Here is an 18891-nt window from a genome sequence, read left to right as displayed (position 1 = left end):
CTACACGCGGAAGCGCGGGAGATCGTGTTCGACTTTCTTGACAGTTACGACGTGCTGGGAGCCTTCTGGACGACGGTGCAGCTGGCGTTGCTGTCCGCCGTGGGCTCCCTGATCTGGGGCACGCTACTGGTCGCCATGCGGGTCAGCCCGGTACCGCTGATGCGCGGCTTCGGGACCGCCTATGTGAACATCGTGCGGAACATCCCGCTCACGGTGATCATCCTGTTCACCTCGCTCGGTCTCAATCAGGCGCTGAACGTCACGCTCGGTGGCGGAGACGACCCCAAGATCGTCAACTTCCGCCTGGCCGTGCTCGGTCTGACCGCCTACACCGCTGCCTTCGTGTGCGAAGCGCTCCGCTCGGGCATCAACACCGTCCCGGTCGGGCAGGCCGAGGCGGCCCGAGCCATCGGCCTGAGCTTCACCCAGGTACTGGGACTGGTCGTCCTGCCGCAGGCGTTCCGGGCCGCGGTCGGTCCGCTGACCAACGTCCTGATCGCGCTGACGAAGAACACGACGGTGGCCGCCGCGATCGGCGTGGCGGAGGCGGCGTACGTGATGAAGGAAATGCTCGACAAAGAGGCGCAGCTGATGGCGATCTCCGCCGTCATCGCCCTCGGTTTCTGCTGCCTGACACTGCCGACCGGTCTGATCCTCGGCTGGGTGGGCAAGAAGGTGGCGGTGAAGCGATGAGCTCGGTCCTGTACGACGCCCCGGGTCCCGGCGCCAAGCGGCGCAACATTCTGTACACGGCGGGCTTCCTGGTCGCGTTCGCCGCCGTCGTGTGGTGGGTCGTCAGCTCCCTTTCCGACAAGGGACAGCTGGAGTGGGCACTGTGGAAGCCGTTCTTCCACGGCGAGGCCTATTCCACGTACCTCTGGCCGGGTCTGCAGGACACGCTGAAGGCCGCGGCGCTGGCCATGGTCATCGCGCTGCCGCTGGGCGCCGTCTTCGGCATCGCCCGGCTCTCGGACCACGTGTGGATCCGCGTACCGGCTTCGGTCGTGGTCGAGTTCTTCCGGGCCATCCCCGTACTGGTCCTGATGATCTTCGGTAACGCCCTGTACGCCGACTACACCGACATCAGTACGGACGACCGTCCACTGTACGCGGTCGTCACGGGCCTGGTGCTGTACAACGCGTCGGTCCTCGCGGAGGTCGTACGGGCCGGCATCCTCTCGCTGCCGAAGGGGCAGTCCGAGGCCGCGATGGCGATCGGGCTGCGCAAGAACCAGGTGATGCGGCTCGTCCTGCTGCCGCAGGCGGTCACCGCCATGCTCCCGGTGATCGTCAGCCAGCTCGTGGTGATCGTCAAGGACACGGCTCTGGGCGGCGCGGTCCTCACCTTCCCCGAGCTGCTCGCCTCGGCCAACACGATGATCGGCTACTACGGCAACACCATCCCGTCCCTCATCGTGGTGGCCTTGATCTTCCTGGCGATCAACTTCTCGCTCACGAGCTTCGCGACCTGGCTGGAGGGCCGGCTCCGGCGCGGCAAGAAGTCCACGGGTGCGGTGCTGGCGCCGAACGACGCGTCGGTGGGGGGCACCGCGGGGACGGGCGCCGGGGGTGCGGGAGGCATTGGCACCGGCGCACTCTGACGCCCCATCGGGCGACACGACTCCCCCGACGGAGGCAGTGGCATGATCGCCACTGCCTCCGTCGCTTGACGCAAACACCGCCAATGGGTTGCATACGTTGTGTGATCGTGCACCCCGCTCCACCTTCCTGTTCACCTACGCCCGTCAGGGCACAGCCACGGGCAGGGGGCGCCGCGTCGTGGATCCGGTGATCGTCGTCGGAGCGGGGCCCGTCGGGCTCACGCTCGCCCTGGCACTGGCCCGCCAGCAGGTGCCGAGCGTGGTCCTCGACGAGGGCCCGGGCAAGGACGAACCACGCCTCGCGCGCACGGTCGTGCTGCGTGAGGACACCGCCGCGCTGATGGAGCGGCTGACCGGCGTCCCCCTCGGCGAGCGGGGGATCCGTTGGGCCGGATGGCGGTCGTTGCGGCGCAAGCAGGTGATGCGTGAGGTCGTCTTCGACCACCCGGTCGAGCAGGCCGGCGAGGCGGAGGACGCCGGGTCCGACGGGGAGGGGGCAGCCCGTGACGAGGTCGCCGGCCCCGCCCCGCTGCACATCGCCCAGCACGAGCTGACCGGCGCACTGCGCGCCGCCCTCGCGCGCGAGCCGCTCGTGCAGCTCGCCGTGGACAGCCGCCTCGACTCGATCGAGCAGGAGCGTTCGGGCGTGACCGCGCGCACCCGGGGTCCGCAGGGCACCTGGTGGCGCGGCAGTTACCTGGTCGGCTGCGACGGCCCGCGCTCGACCGTGCGCAAGCTCCAGGACATCCGCTTCCCGGGCCGTACGGCGGTGGAGCGGCACGCCGTGGCCGCCCTGCGCACGGAACTTCCGTGGCCCGGCCGGGCGGTGCTCCACCGGATGCCGCCGTGGCGGACGTCCGGGCCGTCGGCCGGGGAGGTGACCGCCCGCCCGCTCCCGGACGGGGTGTGGCGGCTGGACTGGCTGCTGCCGCCGGGCAAGGACCTGGTCACGCCCGAGCTGCTGGTGACCCGAGTCCGCGAGACCCTCGCGGGCTGGACGGACGGCACCACACCGCCGTACGAACTCCTCGACACCGGAGTCCACACGGTGCACCACCGGCTGGCCCGCCGGTGGCGCGTCGGCCGGGTCTTCCTCGCCGGGGACGCGGCGCACCTGCTCGGCGCGCTGGGCACCCACGGGCTGGACGAAGGCCTCCGGGACGCCGACAACCTCGCCTGGAAGCTGGGACGGGTCTGGCACCACGGCCCGCACGAGCCGCTGCTCGACAGCTACCAGACGGAGCGGCGGGCCGTGATCGCCGCCCGGCTGCGCGCCGCCGACCAGGCGCTGCCGGTGCTGCGCGGCGGCGGTGGGCTGCGCGCGTACGTCCCCGGCACGGCCCGGGGGCACGACGTGCTGCTCACGGACGGTCACCTGGGGCGCGGAGCGCTCGGTGCGCCGGGAGCGTACGCCGACTCGCCGCTCGCGCCCGGATACCTGGAGGGAGAGATCGCCGTCGAAACCGCACCTGGCGAACAGGTGAGCGACGTGCGGGTGACGGCGGAGGACGGCACCTTCGTACGGCTGAGGGACCGGCTCGGCCGCGGTGTACTGCTGGTCGTGCTGATCGCTCCCGGCACCGGGGTCTGGGACCGCAAGCACTGGGTGACCGCCGGCGTCATGCCCCGTCTCGCGGCCGCGGTGACCGCGCTGCCGCACCCCGCCGAACTGCTGGTCGCCGAGGACTACCCGGGCGCCCCCGCGCACAGCGTGCTGCTCGTGCGCCCCGACGGCCACCTGGTGTCCGCGCTGAGCGGTGTCCGGCCGGCGGATCTGTACTCGGCGGCGGAGACGGCGGTGGGCGGCCCGGCGCACCCGGAAGCGGAAGCGGATGCGGACACCGGCGCGGAAGCGCAGGCCAGGGCGGGCTCCGGCGCGCGTTGAGCACACTTACGGTCACACTCCGGTCCACATAGTGACTGTGAGTTGACCGGCGGGTGCCACCGATGGTGTACTCCGAGCCATGACCGACACCGATGTGCGCCTGTGGCGGAGGGTCCATATGGACCTCGTCCGCTATGCGGGCTGCGTGTGTCGTCCGTCCTGCTGAATTCGCATCCCCTTTTCTTTCCGGGCGCCGTCGTGCGCCCCTTCGGCGAACGCTTCTCAGGACGGTGCACGTGTCTGTCTCCTCCCCCGTGTCCGCGGCCGTTACGGCACCCACGCAGGCGGACCTCCTCGACTTCGCACGGCGTACGGCCGCCGATGCCGAGCTCATCGCCTCCCTTCCGCTCGATCCCGAGGGCCGCACCTGGGTGCGGCTCGAGGGCCCCGGCGGCAGCGAGGCCTGGCTGATCGGCTGGCCACCGGGCACCGGCACCGGCTGGCACGACCACGCCGACTCGGTCGGCGCGTTCCTCACCGCGTCGGGCGAGCTGAAGGAGAACTCACTCGCCGCCCGGCTGCCCAGCGACGGCTGGAAGACCCTGGAGCTCACCGACGGCGTGGACCGTGAGCGGCGGTTGCCGGCCGGTCAGGGCCGTGCCTTCGGCCGCCACCACGTCCACGAGGTGCTCAACGAGTCCACCGAGCGACACGCGATCTCCGTGCACGCCTACTACCCGCCGCTGCCACAGATCCGACGCTACAGTCGTACCGGACAGCTGCTGCGACTGGAGCAGGTGGAACGTCCCGAGGACTGGCAGTGAGCAGTGCGGGTGAGCGACCGCCCGGCATCGACGAGGTGCTGGAGCAGGTACGCGCCGGCTACCGGCGCATCGAGGCGCGAGAGGCGTACGAGGCGGCGCAGTCGGGCGCGGCGCTGCTGGTCGACATCCGGTACGCCGCCCTTCGCGACCGGGACGGCCTCATTCCCGACGCCCTGGTCATCGAGCGCAACGAACTCGAGTGGCGCCTCGACCCCCGGGGCAGTCACCGCGTCCCCGAGGCGACCGGGCACGACCTGAACATCGTGGTGATCTGCAACGAGGGCTACGCGTCCAGTCTGGCCGCCGCCTCCCTCCACCGGCTGGGGCTGCACCGGGCCACCGACCTGGTCGGCGGGTTCCAGGCGTGGCGGGCGGCGGGGCTGCCGGTGGTGTCCCCCGCCGGGTGACGTCAGGGCGGCCTACTCCTTCGCCGTCGCCACCGTCACCGCCGGAACCCTGAGCGACCCGTCACCGTCACGAAGCAGGGTCCGGCTCCGCCGGAACGCCACCGTGACGCTCGGCGTCGCAACCCCGGGATTCGCTTCACCCCGGCATGAATGCCAGAGCACTGCGAATGAATCCCGGTAGCGCAGCATCATGCGTACACGGTCGACGCACCGGTGTTCACACACTGCGGTGCTCCGGCGTCTTCGAAGGGGGCTAACCCCACCCCGCGTGCCGGGACGCCGGGCCGTCGCCGACGAGGAAGGCGACGGTCCGCGCTGTCCGAGGAGGTACCGCTCGGGTGTCCGCCGCCGCCCGCCGGACGCGGCTCAGTAGCCCTCGCCCTCGAGGAACTCCGTGTCCTCGCCCTCCTCCTCCAACGCCTGCCGGACCACTCGGAGGGACATGCCCTCGGGGTATCCCTTGCGGGCGAGCATGCCGGCGAGACGGCGGATGCGCTTGTCCCGGTCGAGGCCGCGGGTGGCACGCAGCTTGCGTGCGACGAGTTCGCGGGCCGTCGCCTCCTCCTGCTCGGAGTCGAGTTGTGCCACCGCGTCGTCGATCAGTGCCGAGTCGACGCCCTTGGTCCTCAGTTCCCGGGCGAGCGCGCGCCGTGCCAGCCCTCGGCCGTGGTGCCGGGACTCCACCCAGGCGCCCGCGAACGCCCCGTCGTCGATCAGCCCGACCTCCTCGAACCGCGACAGCACCTCCTCCGCCGCCTCCTCGGGGATCTCCCGCTTGCGCAGGGCGTCCGCGAGTTGCTTGCGGGTGCGCGGGGTCCCGGTGAGCAGGCGCAGGCAGATCGCCCGTGCCCGCTCGACCGGGTCCCCTGAAGACTCCCCCCGCTCGGCCCTCGACGAGGAAGGGGCGTCTTCGTCCTGCCCGGGCGCGGACGGCTCCCCGAAGCCACGCCGGCGGGGCCCACGAGCACCACGGGACCCGGTACCGGGCGAGCCGTCGTCCTCGTGGGCCGGGTCGTCCGCGTAACCGCCGTCACCGTCCGGGGCGGCGCCCGCGTCGCCCCTGGTGCCCCTCCCCCGTGGGGCACCAGGGGTGGCGTACTCGTACTCGGCCCAGTCGGTTCGTCGTGTCACGGGTCAGCTCTTGGCGGCGGCGGCCTTGGGCTTGGTGGCCTTGGTGGCCGCCGGGGCGGGCACCGTCTTGGCGGCGTCGTCCGTGGCGGCACCGGCCGCGGCGTCCGTGCCCGGCTCGGCGGCGGGTTCCGCCGGCCGCACGCCCACGCCCAGCTTCTCCTTGATCTTCCTCTCGATCTCGTTGGCCAGGTCGGGGTTGTCCTTCAGGAAGTTGCGCGCGTTCTCCTTGCCCTGGCCGAGCTGGTCCCCCTCGTAGGTGTACCAGGCACCTGCCTTGCGTACGAAGCCGTGCTCCACTCCCATGTCGATCAGGCCGCCCTCGCGGCTGATGCCCTGGCCGTAGAGGATGTCGAACTCCGCCTGCTTGAAGGGCGGCGCGACCTTGTTCTTCACGACCTTGCAGCGGGTGCGGTTGCCGACCGCCTCCGTGCCGTCCTTCAGGGTCTCGATACGGCGGATGTCGATGCGCACCGAGGCGTAGAACTTCAGCGCCCGGCCACCGGTCGTGGTCTCCGGGGAGCCGAACATCACGCCGATCTTCTCGCGGAGCTGGTTGATGAAGATCGCCGTGGTCTTGGACTGGTTGAGCGCGCTGGTGATCTTCCGCAGGGCCTGGCTCATCAGTCGGGCCTGCAGGCCGACGTGGCTGTCACCCATCTCACCCTCGATCTCCGCGCGCGGGACGAGCGCGGCGACCGAGTCGATGACGATGAGGTCGAGGGCGCCGGAGCGGACCAGCATGTCCACGATCTCCAGGGCCTGCTCGCCGTTGTCCGGCTGGGAGAGGATCAGGTTGTCGATGTCCACGCCGAGCTTCTTCGCGTACTCGGGGTCGAGGGCGTGCTCCGCGTCCACGAAGGCGACCTGGCCGCCGGCCTTCTGCGCGTTCGCCACCGCGTGCAGGGTCAGGGTGGTCTTGCCGGAGGACTCCGGACCGTAGATCTCCACCACACGGCCGCGCGGCAGGCCACCGACGCCAAGGGCGACGTCGAGCGCGGTCGACCCGGTCGGGATGACCTCGATGGGCTCCTTCGACCGCTCGCCCATGCGCATGACCGCGCCCTTGCCGAATTGCCGTTCAATCTGTGCGAGCGCGGCGTCGAGCGCCTTCTCGCGGTCGGTTCCTGCCATGGGTTCCACCCGGTTTGCTTGAGTCGATCGCTTCACGTCAAAGACGCTAACGCCTGCCACTGACAATGCGCCCCGACGCCGGTCCGGCCTGTGGATAACTGCGGGACATCTCAACCCGAAACATGCTGAAATCCCCCACGCAGAGCCTCGCCTGAGCTTCCATGAGAATGGATGTTCGATTTTTGTGTCAAGCGCTCCACGCGGCCGCGCGGACCTCTACTGTCTGTCCAACGCGACAGGAAGGGGAAAGCCGTGGCCAAGGTCAGCATCAGTCTCGATGCCGAACTGGTCGTGGAAGTGATGGTTCTGGCAGGCGTCGGGTCGCCGCAGGACGCCGTCGAACTGGTCGTTCGCGACTACATCGCCCGTGGCCGTCGGACGGAGGCGCGTACCGAACTCAGGGACCAGGGGCTGCGCGAGGCCGAGGCGAAGCCGCGGGATCCGCAGGGCTGACCACGCGGCGGCCCGCCACCTGCTCCGCCGGGCGTACGAGGGGTGCCTCCGTCCGGACGACGACCGTGAGCGGTGCCCCCGGGAGTCTTGGGCCATGAAGAAACCCCGTCCGGCCGAGCGCCTCTGGCACGCGACCGGTGTGCTCCTGGTCCTCTCCGGTCTCGCGCACCTGCTGGTGTTCGCGGTCGACGGCGGCCCCTGGGACGGACCGGTCTCCTGGCGCAAGCCCGTCACCTTCGGGCTGTCCTTCGGGGTGACGCTGACCACGGTCACCTGGGTCACGTCGTACCTGCGCGTCGATCCACGGCTGCGTACCGTCCTGCTCGCCGTGTTCGCCGCCGACTGCGTGGTGGAGGTCGGCGGCATCACCCTTCAGGCGTGGCGCCGGGTGCCCTCGCACCTGAACACGGAGACGCCCTTCGACACGGCGGTGTCGATGACGCTCGCCGTCGGCGGCGCCGTCCTGGTGGTGTTGCTCACCGTCTTCGCCGTAGCGTCCTTCCGGCACCCTCCGGCCGGCCCCGCCGGCATGGCGCTCGCGGTGCGGTCGGGGTTCGCGATCCTGCTCGTGGCACTGGCCTCGGGCGCCGCGATGATCGCGCGCGGTGTGGTGCTCACCCGGACCGGCCACCAGGAGGCGGCCTACCACTCGACGGCCCCGCTCAAGCCGCTGCACGGAGTGAGCCTGCACGCCGTCCTGGTGCTGCCCGCGCTGGCCTGGCTGCTGTCCCGCACTTCCTGGAGCGAGCGGGTCCGGCGGCGGCTCGTCATGACGGCGGTGGGCTGCTACGCGGCGGCGGTGGCCGGCGCGGGAGTGTGGGCGGTTCTCACGTACTGAGCGACGAGCCGCCCCCGTCCGCGGCGTCCTCCGTCTCCGGCTCCCTCGCCCCCTGCTCCCTCGTCTCCGACTGCCCTGTCCCCGGCTGCCCCGACCACAGCCGCCGTGCTCGAGCGAGCATGCCCGGCCCGCCCGATCCCCGTCTGCGGTGCCCGTGGACCCGGGGATCGTCCGTGACCGCGTACCGCTTCACGTACGCGCCCAGGAAGGCCTGGAGCGTGGCGACGGCGGGGATGGCGATCAGCGCGCCGACGGCGCCGAGCAGCGCGGTGCCCGCGATGACCGAACCGAAGGCGACCGCCGGATGGATGTCGACGGTCTTCGAGGTCAGCTTCGGCTGCAGCATGTAGTTCTCGAACTGCTGGTAGATCACGACGAACACCAGCACCCAGACCGCGTACCAGGGATCGACGGTGAACGCGATCAGCATGGGCAGCGCGCCCGCCAGATAGGTACCGATGGTGGGGATGAACTGGGAGACCAGCCCCACCCAGACGCCCAGCACGGGCGCGTACGGCACGCCGAGGGCCTCGAGCAGGATGTAGTGCGCGATCCCCGAGATGAGCGCCATCAGGCCGCGCGAGTACAGATAGCCGCCGGTCTTGTCCACAGCTATCTCCCAGGCGCGCAGCACCTCGGTCTGGCGGGCGGGCGGCAGCACGGAGCAGATCGCCCGGCGCAGCCGCGGACCGTCGGCGGCGAAGTAGAACGAGAACAGGGTGATCGTCAGCAGCTGGAACAGGCCGCCGAGCACCTGGGCGGACACGTCGAGCACTCCGGCGGCGCTGTTCTGCGCGTACTTGCGCAGCCAGTCGGAGTGCAGCAGGCCCTCCTGGACGTCGACCCGCCTGAGCTTGGCGTGGAACGTCTGGTTGACCCAGTGGATGACCGAGTCGAGGTACTGCGGGAATCCCTCGACCATCTTGATGATCTGGCCCGCGAGCATCGAGCCGAGCAGGGTGACGAACCCCGCGGTCAGGATCATCAGACCGAGGAAGACCAGGAAGGTGGCGAGCCCGCGGCGCATACCGCGGGCGGCCATCCGGCTCACCGCGGGTTCTATGGCGAGGGCCAGGAAGAACGCGATGAGGATGTTGATCAGCAGGCCGGTCAGCTGGTGGAAGGCCCAGCTGCCCAGCTGGAAGGCCGCGATCAGGGCCAGCGCGAGCACCATGGCGCGCGGCAGCCAGCGCGGCATGCGGGCGCCCGCCCCGGCCACGCCCTCGGCCGGGGACCTCGGGGCGGGGGGCGTCATTCCGGACGGGGGTGCCTGCTGGGCGGTCCGCCCTGTGTCGTCAGTGGGTGCCACGGTGCAAGTCTCGCCCACGCCGCCGACAACCCGGCACTCCCCTGCGATCTTCGTGACAGGATCAGCGCTTCTCCCCCGGAACGTTCATGACGGAGCAGACCACGCGCCACACGTCCTTCGCGTCCCAGCCCGCGTCCAGCGCCTGGTGCACGGTGCGCCCGCCGAGCTCCGCCATCACGTGGTCGCGCGCGAAGGTGTCGGCGTACCCCGCGCCGAAGTGTTCCGCCATCCGCTGCCAGAAGACCGTCAACCGCATGACTCCAGTATCCCGCCCCGGGGGTGGGCCCCGACCGGGACCGCTCACCGAGACCGCTTTCCGCCCTACGGTCTGACGCATGCCCGAAACAGGAGCTTCCCCACTCCCTCCCACGCCGTCGGCGCGCTCCCCGCTGTTCCGCGCCGAACACTTCGTCTGGCTCACCGCGCGCGTGCTCGAGCAGCACCTCTTCGCGTACCACTTCCTGAACGGCGGCGCCGATCCGGTGGAGACGGCTCTGGACGCGTACCGCAACGAGGACGGCGGGTACGGCCACGCACTGGAACCCGACCTGCGCGGACCGGTCAGCCAGCCCCTGCACACCGGCCACGCCCTGCGCGTCCTGGACGCCATCGGGCGATGCGGCGGGCAGCGGGTGGAGCGCGTGTGCCGCTACCTGACCTCCGTCTCCACCGCGGACGGCGCCCTGCCCGCCGTCCATCCCGGCCAGCGCGGTTATCCGGCGGCCCCGTTCATCCCCGTCGTCGACGACCCGCCCAGCGCGCTGCTCGCCACCGGGCCGGTGGTGGGCCTGCTGCACGGCAATGCGGTGTGGCACGCCTGGCTGTTCCGGGCCACCGACTTCTGCTGGCAGGCCGTGGAGTCCCTGGAGAAGTCCCACCCCTACGAGATCGAGGCGGCCGTGGCCTTCCTGGACTCGGCGCCCGACCGTCCGCGGGCGGAGGAGGCCGCCGACCGCCTCGGCCGCCTGGTGCGCGAGCAGCGGCTCGCCGCGCTCGACCCGGAGCACCTCGAGGCGTACCCGGTCGCCCCCGGCTACGCCCCGGGCGAGCACCACTTCCCGCACGACTTCGCCCGGACCCCGCACTCCCTCGCGCGCGCGTGGTTCACCGACGACGAGATGGCCCGGTCCCTGGACTTCCTCGCGGCCGCCCAGCAGGACGACGGCGGCTGGCCCGTCCGGTGGCGCCAGTGGGCTCCGGGCACCGTCCTGGAGGCCCGGCCGATGGTGACGATCGACGCCCTGCGGACGCTGAGGGCTTACGGCCGTTACATCGGCTGATCCGGCGCCCCGGGCACCCGGGGGCGGGCGCATGCCCGGCATCTTCCCAGGTCAGGGCGATTGTCAGCGGCGGGGTGCAGGATGGACGCATGGTCAGCTCCGCACACCGGGCCCTCGACGGCTTCTCCCCCGCGACCCGCGGCTGGTTCACGGGGGCCTTCTCCGCGCCCACCGCGGCCCAGGCGGGGGCGTGGCAGGCCATCGGACAAGGATCGGACGTACTGGTGGTCGCGCCGACGGGCTCCGGCAAGACACTGGCCGCGTTCCTCGCCGCCCTGGACCAGCTGGCCTCGACGCCTCCCCCGGCCGACCCGAGAAAACGCTGCCGCGTGCTGTACGTCTCTCCGCTGAAGGCCCTCGCGGTCGACGTGGAGCGCAATCTGCGCAGCCCCCTGACCGGCATCCGCCAGGAATCGGTGCGCCTCGGCCTGCCCGAGCCCGAGGTCAAGGTCGGCATCCGCTCCGGCGACACCCCGGCCGCCGAACGCCGTGCCCTTTCCACGCGTCCGCCGGACATCCTGATCACCACCCCGGAGTCCCTGTTCCTGATGCTGACGTCGGCCACGCGGGACGCGCTGACCGGCGTGGAGACGGTGATCCTCGACGAGGTGCACGCGGTCGCGGGCACCAAGCGCGGGGCTCATCTCGCGCTCTCCCTGGAGCGCCTCGACGAGTTGCTGCCGAGGCCGGCCCGCCGTATCGGCCTGTCCGCGACGGTCCGCCCGGTGGACGAGGTGGCCCGCTATCTCTCGCCCCGCCGCAAGGTGGAGATCGTCCAGCCGGAGTCCGGCAAGGAGTTCGATCTCTCCGTCGTCGTCCCGGTCGAGGACCTGGGCGAGCTCGGCGGCTCGCCGGTCGCCGACGGGAGCGAGGGCGCGGAGCGGCCGTCCATCTGGCCGCACGTCGAGGAGCGGATCACCGACCTGGTCCAGGCCCACCGCTCCACGATCGTGTTCGCCAACTCCCGCCGGCTCGCGGAGCGCCTGTGCAACCGGCTCAACGAGATCGCGTACGAACGGGCGACCGGCGAGCCACTGGACGAACACCACTCGCCGGCCGAGCTCATGGGCGGCTCCGGCGCGGCCCACGGCGCGCCCCCGGTCATCGCCCGCGCCCACCACGGCTCGGTGTCCAAGGAACAGCGTGCCCTGGTCGAGGAGGACCTCAAGGCCGGCCGGCTCCCGGCCGTGGTCGCCACCTCCAGTCTGGAGCTGGGCATCGACATGGGCGCCGTCGATCTCGTCGTCCAGGTCGAGTCCCCGCCCTCGGTGGCCTCCGGCCTCCAGCGCGTCGGCCGCGCGGGACACCAGGTGGGCGCGGTCTCCACCGGCGTGGTCTTCCCCAAGTACCGTGGCGACCTGGTCCAGGCCGCCGTGGTGACCGAGCGGATGCGCTCCGGGTCCATCGAGTCCCTGAGGGTGCCCGCCAACCCCTTGGACGTCCTCGCGCAGCAGCTGGTGGCGATGACGGCGCTGGACAGCTGGCAGTTCGACGACCTGCTGGCCATGGTCCGCCGCGCCGCCCCGTTCGCGTCGCTCCCCGAGTCGGCGTTCACGGCCGTGCTGGACATGCTCGCGGGCCGCTACCCCTCCGACGCGTTCGCCGAACTGCGCCCGCGCGTGGTGTGGGACCGGGTGACGGGCACGGTCACCGGCCGGCCGGGCGCCCAGCGCCTCGCCGTCACCTCCGGGGGCACGATCCCCGACCGCGGGCTCTTCGGCGTCTTCCTCGCCGGTTCCGATCCCAGGAAGGGCGGCGGCCGGGTCGGTGAACTCGACGAGGAGATGGTCTACGAGTCCCGGGTCGGCGACGTCTTCACGCTCGGCACCAGCTCCTGGCGCATCGAGGACATCACACGCGACCGCGTCCTGGTCTCCCCCGCGCCGGGCGTGCCCGGCAGGCTTCCCTTCTGGAAGGGCGACCAGCTGGGCCGTCCGCTGGAACTGGGCCGCGCGGTGGGCGCGTTCCTGCGCGAGGTCGGCTCGCTGCCGAAGGACGACGCCCGGCTCCGGCTCCTCTCGGCCGGCCTCGACGCATGGGCGGCGGACAACGTCCTGTCGTACCTGGACGAGCAGCGCGAGGCCTGCGGCCACGTCCCGGACGACCGCACGATCGTCGTGGAGCGCTTCCGCGACGAGCTCGGCGACTGGCGTGTGGTGGTGCACTCCCCCTTCGGCGCCCAGGTGCACGCACCCTGGGCACTGGCGCTCGGCGCCCGCCTGTCCGAGCGGTACGGCATGGACGCCCAGGTCATGCACGCCGACGACGGGATCGTGCTGCGCCTGCCGGATGCCGACCTCATGGGTCTGGAGCTGCTCGACCAGGCCCCGGCGAAAGCCGGTGCCCCGGGCACGGAGTACGACGCCGAGCAGGCCCCCGTGGGCGCGGCGGACGTGGCCTTCGACAAGGGAGAGGTCGACCAGATCGTCACCGACCAGGTCGGCGGCTCGGCACTGTTCGCGTCCCGGTTCCGCGAGTGCGCCGCCCGCGCGCTGCTGCTGCCCCGCCGCAACCCGGGCAAGCGCACACCGCTGTGGCAGCAGCGTCAGCGTGCCGCCCAGCTGCTGCAGGTCGCCAGTGAGTTCGGCTCCTTCCCGATCGTCCTGGAGGCGGTCCGCGAGTGCCTCCAGGACGTCTTCGACGTTCCCGGGCTCGTCGAGCTGATGGGTGACATCGAGTCCCGCAAGGTCCGCCTGGTCGAGATCACCACACCGGAGCCGTCGCCCTTCGCCCGCTCCCTTCTCTTCGGGTACGTCGCCCAGTTCCTGTACGAGGGCGACTCCCCCCTCGCCGAGCGCCGCGCCGCCGCGCTGTCGCTGGACTCGCGGCTGCTGGCCGAGCTGCTCGGCCAGGCCGAGCTGCGCGAGCTGCTCGACGCGGAGGTGCTGGCCGAGCTGGAGCGGGAGCTGCGGTGGCTCACCGAGGACCGCCGCGTCAAGGACGTGGAAGGCGTCGCGGACGTACTGAGGGTGCTCGGGCCGCTCACCGACGCCGAGTTGGCCGAGCGGGGCGCCGAGCCGCACTGGGCACGGGAACTGGCCGGCGCCCGCCGGGCGATCCGGGTCCGTATCGCCGGCGCCGACCACTGGGCGGCGATCGAGGACGCGGGCCGCCTGCGCGACGCCCTCGGCACGGCGCTGCCGGTCGGCGTCCCCGAGGCCTTCACCGAACCGGTCAAGGACCCGCTCGGTGATCTGCTGGCCCGCCATGCCCGCACCCACGGCCCGTTCACGTCGGCCACGGCGGCGGCCCGCTTCGGCCTGGGCGTGGCGGTCACGGAGGGCGCGCTGCAGCGTCTGGCCGGGACCGGCCGTGTCGTCCAGGGCGAGTTCCATCCCGCGGGCATCGGCCAGGAGTGGTGCGACGCCGCCGTGCTGCGCCGTCTGCGCCGCCGGTCCCTGGCGGCCCTGCGGCACGAGCTGGAGCCGGTCCCGCCGGCCGCGCTGGCGCAGTTCCTGCCGCAGTGGCAGCACATCGGCAAGGGCCATGGTCTGCGGGGCGTCGACGGACTGGTGCGCGCGGTCGAGCAGTTGCAGGGCGCCTCCGTCCCGGCCTCCGCCCTGGAGAAACTGGTCCTGCCGTCCCGCGTGGCGAACTACACCCCGTCGCTGCTCGACGAGCTGACCGCGGCCGGCGAGGTGGTGTGGGCGGGCGCGGGCGCGCTGCCCGGCAAGGACGGCTGGGTGTCCCTGTACCTGGCCGACGCGGCCCCGCTGCTGCTGCCGCCGCCCCACCCGTTGGAACTGACGGCCCTTCACCAGTCCGTCCTGGACGCCCTCTCGGGGGGATACGGCCTGTTCTTCCGCCAGATCGCCGACCAGGTCCGGGCCACCACCCACCCCGAGGCCACCGACCCGCAACTGGCCGACGCCGTCTGGGACCTGGCCTGGTCCGGGCGGCTCACCAACGACACCCTCGCCCCGCTGCGCTCGCTGCTGGGCTCCGGCCGTACCGCGGGCGCCACCGCTCACCGGGCCAAGCGCGCCGTCCCACGCGGGCGCTATGGCTCGCTGACGGCCGCCGCCCGCCCCGCCTCCCGCAGCGGGCCGCCGACCGTCGCGGGCCGCTGGTCCCTGCTCTCCCAGCGGGAGCCGGACCAGACGGTGCGCGCCCACGCCCTGGCCCGCGCCCTCCTCGACCGGCACGGCGTGGTCACCCGGGGCGCGGTCGCCGCGGAGGGCGTCGAGGGCGGTTTCTCGGCCGTGTACCGGATCCTGTCCGCCTTCGAGGAGAGCGGTCAGGCCCGGCGCGGCTACGTGGTGGAGGGACTCGGCGCCGCGCAGTTCGCGATGGACGGAGCGGTGGACCGCCTGCGAGCGGTGTCCAACGCGCGCGAGCGGGGCGAAGGCCTGCCCGGCACGGGATTCGGCGGAGCCGGGACGGTCCAGCCGTCGGTCGGGTCCGACGGGCGCACGGTCCCCGACCCCTTCGGCCGGGGCGGGGGCGAGCACGACACCGCCGACTTCACGGCCGACTTCACCGCCAACTTCGACTGGCCGACCGATCACCGCACCGCACCGGGCGACTACGTCTCCCCACGCGACGCCGCCTCCGACCTCTCCTCGCCCGGCCACGGCGGTCCTCGCGGCGGGCCCACCGCCCCTCCCGCCTCCCCGTACGGCTCCGGCTACGGCGCGCCCCGTACCCGTACCGCTCCGGCCCCCGACTCCCGCGCGGTCGTCCTGGCCGCCGCCGACCCGGCGAACGCCTACGGCGCGGCCCTGGGCTGGCCCGAGCCGCCGGCCGGGGCGGGGCACAAACCGGGCCGCAAGGCGGGCTCCCTGGTGGTGCTCGTCGACGGTGAGCTGACGCTGTACATGGAGCGCGGCGGCAAGACACTGCTGGCCTGGCCGTGCGCACCGGACACGGAGGCGGCCGACGACCCCCGTCTGCGCGCGGCCGCGGGCGCCCTGGCGGCGGCCGCCCGCGCGGGCACCCTCGGCACGGTCACGGTGGAGCGCGTCAACGGCGCTTCGGCCCTCACCTCTCCCACGGGCGCTCTCCTGGAGGCAGCCGGATTCATCGCCACCCCGCGCGGCCTGCGGCTCAGGGCGTGATCCGCTGGGCGACCGCCCGGTCCGGCGCACGTCACCCCGCCGTGGCACCCTTGACGCATGCCCGAAGGTGACACGGTCTGGCAGGCCGCGAAGCGGCTGCACGGCGCGCTGGCGGGCAAGGTGCTGACCCGCAGCGACTTCCGGGTGCCGAAGTACGCCACGGTCGATCTCGTCGGCCGGACCGTCCTGAACACCGTCCCGCGCGGCAAGCACCTGCTCACCCGGATCGAGGGCGGGCTGACGCTCCACACGCATCTGCGTATGGAGGGCGCCTGGAAGGTGTACGGCACGGACGAGCGCTGGCGGGGTGGCCCCGCGCACCAGATCCGGGCCGTCCTGGCCACCGCCGACCACGCGGCGGTCGGCTACCGCCTCCCGGTCCTGGAGCTGCTGCGCACCTCGGAGGAGGAGCGCGTCGTCGGCCACCTCGGCCCCGATCTGCTCGGCCCGGACTGGGACGGCGAACGTGCCCTGGCCAACCTGCTCACGGACCCCGCCCGGCCGCTCGGCGAGGCCCTGCTCGATCAGCGCAATCTCGCCGGCATCGGCAACGTCTACAAGTCCGAGCTCTGCTTTCTGCTCGGCGTGACCCCGTGGCTGCCGGTCGGGGCGCTCCCGGCGGACCGCGCCGCCCAGCTGCCCGCCCTCGCCAAGAAGCTCCTCGAAACGAACCGCGACCGCCCGGTCCGGCAGACCACGGGCCTCCACCGGCCCGACCTGTTCGTGTACGGCCGGGCCCCCCGCCCCTGCCTGCGTTGCCACACGTCGGTCCGCGTCGCCGACCAGGGCGACGGTTCCCAGGAACGCCCCACCTACTGGTGCCCCACCTGCCAGCGGGGTCCGGCTCCGGCAGCGGGAGGGCCGCAGAAGTGGCGGGACCGCTATCGACGCACAGCCAATTGACGGCCCGTCAGCAACGCTCGTACCGTCGACGCATGCCCGTCAAGGCGTACGACCTCACCGGACGCACCGCATTCGTCACCGGCGCCGCCAGCGGCATCGGCCGGGCCTCGGCCGTCCTGCTCGCCGAGGCAGGCGCGACGGTGCACTGCGCCGACCGGGACGCGCGGGGCCTGCACGAGACGGCGGACCTGATCAAGGACCATGGCGGAACCGCCCGCACCCACCTCGTCGACGTCACCGACCGTGCCCGGCTCGGCGAGGCGGTGCGCTGCTGCGACCGGCTGGACGTGATGGCGGCCATCGCCGGCGTCATGCACAGCAGCCCGGTCCTCGAGACGCGGGACGAGGACCTCGACCGGGTGCTGGACGTCAATTTCAAGGGTGTGCTGTACGCCTGCCAGGAGGCGGCACGGCTGATGCTCGCCCGGCGCATCCGGGGCAGCATCATCACCATGGCCTCGGGCGCGATCGACACCGGCGGGCCGGGGCTGCTCTGCTACGGCGCGGCGAAGGCGGCCGTGGTCCAGCTGACCAGGACTCTGGCGAGCGAGATCGGCCGGCACGGCATCCGTGTCAACGCGGTCGCCCCGGGCTGGATCCGCACGCCCATGACCGACCACCACGACGACCCGGCGCCGAGGCACCCGGAAGCCCTGATGGCCCGGATGTCCCCGCTGGGCCGGGTCGGCGAGGCCGATGACGTCGCCCACTCCGTGCTGTACCTGGCGTCGGACGCCTCGTCGTTCACGACGGGCCAGATCCTGCGTCCGAACGGCGGGGTCGCGATGCCCTGGTGAGGTGTCCCGCCCGCCAGGCGGCCGCCCACCGGCCGGCCCCCAGGGCGTCGGCCGCCCGCCCCTTCGGCACGCAGTGCACGGGCAGCAGACTCAGTCCCCAGCCCCCGGCGGCGACCGCCCCCTCGATCACGTCCCCGTCTCCCAGGGCGAGCCGCACCACGGCCCACCACCACACCGCCCCGAGCCCCAGGACGACCCCCCGGCGTACTGCCGACCCCACCATGGCCGCCTCCGTGGGCGTGGCCGCTCACGCGTTCTCGGCCTGGAACATCCAGTGGTGTTTCTCGAGGTCCGCGGTGATGGCGATGAAGATGTCCTGGGACACCGGATCCGGGTCGCCGGTCGCCGCCACCCGGCCCCGCATGCGCGTGATCACCGCGCCGAGCGCGTCCACGAGCGTCCGCACCGCGTCCGCGTCCTTGACCCAGCCGGAGGGGGCCGCGCCGATGCCGCTGCCTGCGGCCACGGTCGCCGCCCGCCCGTCGGGCGGGACGCCCAGTGTCGACGCCCGTTCCGCCACGGTGTCGGAGTGGATCCGCGCGGAGTCGACGACCTCGTCGAGCTGGAGATGGACGGAACGGAACCTGGGACCGACGATGTTCCAGTGGATCTGCTTGGCCACCAGCGCCAGGTCCACCAGGTCCACGAGTGCGCCCTGCAACGCCTCCGCCACGGTCTTCAGGTCCGCGTCGGACAGCGGGCTCTTCACGACGGACATGCGCACCCTCCGATGCCTCGGCCCCGTCACGTCCCTCCACGATGACGGCGCCGGCGGGTACCTGCAAACGGAGTCAGGACGGAGTCAGGCGCGCGAAGACCCCGGCCGGGACCCTCCGGGTCTCCCCGGAGACGGCCCCGGCCGGGGCCTCGCACGTGTCGCGTCAGGCGGCGACGACGTCCACCGCCTCGGCGGGCGCCTTGATCGTCACCCGTTCCGGTGGCACACCGGTCACCGACACGGAACCCAGCATCGGGCGAACCGGCGTGGGTACGGGCTCGGTGGCCGCAGCAGACTGGGCCAGCTCGGCGAGCGCGAGCTCGTCGCTCACTTCCCGCATGAGCTCGGACATCCGTACGTCCAGCGCGTCGCAGATGGCGGAGAGCAGTTCGGAGGAAGCCTCCTTCTGCCCCCGCTCCACCTCGGAGAGATAGCCGAGCGAGACTCGGGCGGACGAGGAGACTTCGCGCAGAGTACGGCCCTGGCGCTGGCGCTGCCGACGCAGCACGTCACCCAGCAGGCGACGGAGCAGAATCATCGGTGGCTCCCTCCTCGGACCGCGTAGCCGCATCCTTCTCGCCCCACCGTACCGCCTCGCGCCGCGGCCGTGCGGGGAG

Annotated in this window: 19 protein-coding genes; 12 read left to right on the top strand and 7 right to left on the bottom strand. The window is 72.5% G+C overall.

Features of this window, described 5'->3' with window-relative positions; all coding sequences use genetic code 11:
* The first annotated feature begins 24 nt into the window (after nt 1-24).
* The 6 genes from ACWC21_RS26015 (at nt 25) to ACWC21_RS25990 (ending at nt 4657) form a co-directional block, all read left to right on the top strand.
* Complete coding sequence (locus tag ACWC21_RS26015; protein WP_450885236.1) at nt 25-693, top strand: amino acid ABC transporter permease; 669 nt, start codon at nt 25-27, stop codon at nt 691-693.
* Nucleotides 690-1601, top strand: a complete 912-nt coding sequence (locus tag ACWC21_RS26010) for an amino acid ABC transporter permease (protein WP_450885235.1) — start codon at nt 690-692, stop codon at nt 1599-1601. The genes ACWC21_RS26015 and ACWC21_RS26010 overlap by 4 nt, the downstream gene beginning before the upstream one ends.
* A gap of 178 nt (nt 1602-1779) precedes the next feature.
* Complete coding sequence (locus tag ACWC21_RS26005) at nt 1780-3486, top strand: FAD-dependent monooxygenase (protein ID WP_450885234.1); 1707 nt, start codon at nt 1780-1782, stop codon at nt 3484-3486.
* Between the two features lie 79 nt (nt 3487-3565).
* Entirely contained in the window at nt 3566-3652 is an 87-nt protein-coding gene (locus ACWC21_RS26000) for a putative leader peptide (RefSeq protein ID WP_311605579.1), read from the top strand.
* A 64-nt stretch (nt 3653-3716) separates the two neighbouring features.
* Nucleotides 3717-4250 (top strand): cysteine dioxygenase, encoded by a 534-nt coding sequence (locus ACWC21_RS25995; protein ID WP_450885233.1) that lies wholly within the window; start codon nt 3717-3719, stop codon nt 4248-4250.
* Nucleotides 4247-4657, top strand: coding sequence for a rhodanese-like domain-containing protein (locus ACWC21_RS25990; RefSeq protein WP_450885232.1), 411 nt, complete (start codon nt 4247-4249; stop codon nt 4655-4657). Before ACWC21_RS25995 ends, ACWC21_RS25990 begins: the two co-directional genes overlap by 4 nt.
* A 366-nt stretch (nt 4658-5023) precedes the next feature.
* Here ACWC21_RS25990 and recX read toward each other — a convergent pair whose 3' ends face one another.
* A complete protein-coding gene (gene recX / locus ACWC21_RS25985; protein WP_450885231.1) occupies nt 5024-5788 on the bottom strand; it encodes a recombination regulator RecX in 765 nt (254 codons plus the stop codon).
* A gap of 3 nt (nt 5789-5791) precedes the next feature.
* On the bottom strand, nt 5792-6919 hold the full coding sequence (gene recA / locus ACWC21_RS25980) for a recombinase RecA (protein WP_450885230.1): 1128 nt from the start codon (nt 6917-6919) through the stop codon (nt 5792-5794).
* 252 nt (nt 6920-7171) lie between these two features.
* Here recA and ACWC21_RS25975 point away from each other — a divergent pair, with 252 nt between their 5' ends.
* Nucleotides 7172-7372 (top strand): type II toxin-antitoxin system VapB family antitoxin, encoded by a 201-nt coding sequence (locus ACWC21_RS25975; protein ID WP_450885229.1) that lies wholly within the window; start codon nt 7172-7174, stop codon nt 7370-7372.
* Between the two features lie 94 nt (nt 7373-7466).
* On the top strand, nt 7467-8210 hold the full coding sequence (locus ACWC21_RS25970) for a hypothetical protein (RefSeq protein ID WP_450885228.1): 744 nt from the start codon (nt 7467-7469) through the stop codon (nt 8208-8210).
* Here the strand turns inward: ACWC21_RS25970 and ACWC21_RS25965 are convergent.
* Complete coding sequence (locus ACWC21_RS25965; RefSeq protein ID WP_450885227.1) at nt 8200-9519, bottom strand: AI-2E family transporter; 1320 nt, start codon at nt 9517-9519, stop codon at nt 8200-8202. The genes ACWC21_RS25970 and ACWC21_RS25965 overlap by 11 nt on opposite strands.
* 61 nt (nt 9520-9580) lie before the next feature.
* Nucleotides 9581-9775: a DUF3046 domain-containing protein gene (locus tag ACWC21_RS25960; RefSeq protein WP_450885226.1), complete on the bottom strand. Its 195-nt coding sequence runs from the start codon at nt 9773-9775 to the stop codon at nt 9581-9583.
* Nucleotides 9776-9854: 79 nt separating this feature from the next.
* Here ACWC21_RS25960 and ACWC21_RS25955 point away from each other — a divergent pair, with 79 nt between their 5' ends.
* From ACWC21_RS25955 to ACWC21_RS25940, 4 genes are all read left to right on the top strand, one after another.
* Nucleotides 9855-10799 carry a hypothetical protein gene (locus ACWC21_RS25955; protein ID WP_450885225.1) on the top strand — a complete coding sequence of 315 codons (945 nt, stop codon included), beginning with the start codon at nt 9855-9857 and terminating at the stop codon, nt 10797-10799.
* 89 nt (nt 10800-10888) lie between these two features.
* Entirely contained in the window at nt 10889-15856 is a 4968-nt protein-coding gene (locus ACWC21_RS25950; protein WP_450885224.1) for an ATP-dependent helicase, read from the top strand.
* Nucleotides 15857-15913: 57 nt separating this feature from the next.
* Nucleotides 15914-16759: a DNA-formamidopyrimidine glycosylase family protein gene (locus ACWC21_RS25945; RefSeq protein WP_450885223.1), complete on the top strand. Its 846-nt coding sequence runs from the start codon at nt 15914-15916 to the stop codon at nt 16757-16759.
* Nucleotides 16760-16791: 32 nt separating this feature from the next.
* Nucleotides 16792-17556: an SDR family NAD(P)-dependent oxidoreductase gene (locus ACWC21_RS25940; RefSeq protein ID WP_450885222.1), complete on the top strand. Its 765-nt coding sequence runs from the start codon at nt 16792-16794 to the stop codon at nt 17554-17556.
* Here ACWC21_RS25940 and ACWC21_RS25935 read toward each other — a convergent pair.
* From ACWC21_RS25935 to ACWC21_RS25925, 3 genes are all read right to left on the bottom strand, one after another.
* A complete protein-coding gene (locus tag ACWC21_RS25935; protein ID WP_450885221.1) occupies nt 17504-17779 on the bottom strand; it encodes a hypothetical protein in 276 nt (91 codons plus the stop codon). The two genes, ACWC21_RS25940 and ACWC21_RS25935, sit on opposite strands and share 53 nt — an antisense overlap.
* 24 nt (nt 17780-17803) lie before the next feature.
* Nucleotides 17804-18274 carry a Dps family protein gene (locus ACWC21_RS25930; protein WP_450885220.1) on the bottom strand — a complete coding sequence of 157 codons (471 nt, stop codon included), beginning with the start codon at nt 18272-18274 and terminating at the stop codon, nt 17804-17806.
* Between the two features lie 163 nt (nt 18275-18437).
* Nucleotides 18438-18812: a helix-turn-helix domain-containing protein gene (locus tag ACWC21_RS25925; protein ID WP_030178264.1), complete on the bottom strand. Its 375-nt coding sequence runs from the start codon at nt 18810-18812 to the stop codon at nt 18438-18440.
* Between the last annotated feature and the right edge of the window lie 79 nt (nt 18813-18891).

Source organism: Streptomyces sp. NPDC001348 (assembly GCF_053597535.1).
Note: the sequence above shows the minus strand (reverse complement) of the source record. Positions and strands in the feature narration are given on the sequence as shown.

What these genes read in the sequence shown, in the direction of transcription:
- ACWC21_RS26010 (WP_450885235.1), top strand. Translation starts at nt 690, where the DNA reads ATGAGCTCGGTCCTGTACGACGCCCCGGGTCCCGGCGCCAAGCGGCGC.
- ACWC21_RS26000 (WP_311605579.1), top strand. Translation starts at nt 3,566, where the DNA reads ATGACCGACACCGATGTGCGCCTGTGGCGGAGGGTCCATATGGACCTC.
- recA (WP_450885230.1), bottom strand. Translation starts at nt 6,919, where the DNA reads ATGGCAGGAACCGACCGCGAGAAGGCGCTCGACGCCGCGCTCGCACAG.
- ACWC21_RS25970 (WP_450885228.1), top strand. Translation starts at nt 7,467, where the DNA reads ATGAAGAAACCCCGTCCGGCCGAGCGCCTCTGGCACGCGACCGGTGTG.
- ACWC21_RS25960 (WP_450885226.1), bottom strand. Translation starts at nt 9,775, where the DNA reads ATGCGGTTGACGGTCTTCTGGCAGCGGATGGCGGAACACTTCGGCGCG.
- ACWC21_RS25955 (WP_450885225.1), top strand. Translation starts at nt 9,855, where the DNA reads ATGCCCGAAACAGGAGCTTCCCCACTCCCTCCCACGCCGTCGGCGCGC.
- ACWC21_RS25950 (WP_450885224.1), top strand. Translation starts at nt 10,889, where the DNA reads ATGGTCAGCTCCGCACACCGGGCCCTCGACGGCTTCTCCCCCGCGACC.
- ACWC21_RS25945 (WP_450885223.1), top strand. Translation starts at nt 15,914, where the DNA reads ATGCCCGAAGGTGACACGGTCTGGCAGGCCGCGAAGCGGCTGCACGGC.
- ACWC21_RS25940 (WP_450885222.1), top strand. Translation starts at nt 16,792, where the DNA reads ATGCCCGTCAAGGCGTACGACCTCACCGGACGCACCGCATTCGTCACC.
- ACWC21_RS25935 (WP_450885221.1), bottom strand. Translation starts at nt 17,779, where the DNA reads ATGGTGGGGTCGGCAGTACGCCGGGGGGTCGTCCTGGGGCTCGGGGCG.
- ACWC21_RS25930 (WP_450885220.1), bottom strand. Translation starts at nt 18,274, where the DNA reads ATGTCCGTCGTGAAGAGCCCGCTGTCCGACGCGGACCTGAAGACCGTG.
- ACWC21_RS25925 (WP_030178264.1), bottom strand. Translation starts at nt 18,812, where the DNA reads ATGATTCTGCTCCGTCGCCTGCTGGGTGACGTGCTGCGTCGGCAGCGC.